This window comes from Vibrio sp. 378 (assembly GCF_033339435.1).
The window spans coordinates 1-834 of sequence record NZ_JAWOUO010000336.1 but is presented as its reverse complement, the minus strand read 5'-3'; the positions used below and the strand labels follow the sequence as shown (position 1 = coordinate 834).

1 protein-coding gene is annotated in these 834 nt (G+C 47.0%); it reads left to right on the top strand.

Translation table 11 applies throughout. The features are described 5' to 3' along the window. A partial coding sequence (locus R7Q48_RS26105; RefSeq protein ID WP_318133094.1) for an acyltransferase occupies positions 1-834 on the top strand: 834 nt, incomplete at both ends.

The following is an 834-nucleotide window of genomic DNA, read 5'->3' as shown; positions in this document are numbered from 1 at the left end:
ATCCTCAATTCTGCGATTTGTTCACTCGTAATTTGTGTCATCGCTATTTTTAAGATCCTACTTCCGACCGCGCAGTTAAAAGCTAAAGGGACGGAAGCTGCCAACAAAGTGATGTGGATTTGGGCGACCGTCAATGCGGGGATTCTTGCCTTGTCTAACCGCGTGGAGTGGGACGTTCAAGGCATCGAGAATCTGAAAAAAGATGGTTGGTATTTGCTGATCAGCAATCACCTCAGTTGGACAGATATTGTTGTGCTGTGCTGCGTATTTAAAGATCGCATTCCAATGCCGAAGTTTTTCCTCAAGCAACAACTGCTGTATGTGCCGTTTATTGGTATGGCATGTTGGGCGTTAGACATGCCTTTCATGCGTCGTTACTCTCGTGAGTATTTAATTCGTAACCCTCACAAACGTGGCCAAGATTTGGCAACCACACGTCGTTCGTGTGCCAAGTTCAAGCATACTCCAACCACGGTTGTGAACTACGTGGAAGGTACACGCTTTACTGAAGAGAAGCAGCGTAAAAGCAAAGCGGGCTACCAATACCTGTTGCAACCCAAGTCAGGCGGTATTGCTTACACATTGGCGGCAATGGGCGAGCAGTTTGAGAACATCATCGATGTGACCCTCGCGTATCCAGAGAATACGGACAAACCTTTTAAAGACATGCTGATGGGGCGCATGACTAAGATCGTGGTCCATGTGAAAGTGTTGCCAGTTGATGAGCAGGTGTTAGGGGATTACTTCAACGACAAGCCGTACAAGCGCCAATTCCAGCAATGGTTAGGGGATGTGTGGCAAGAGAAAGACCAATTGCTACAAGAGATTCACAAA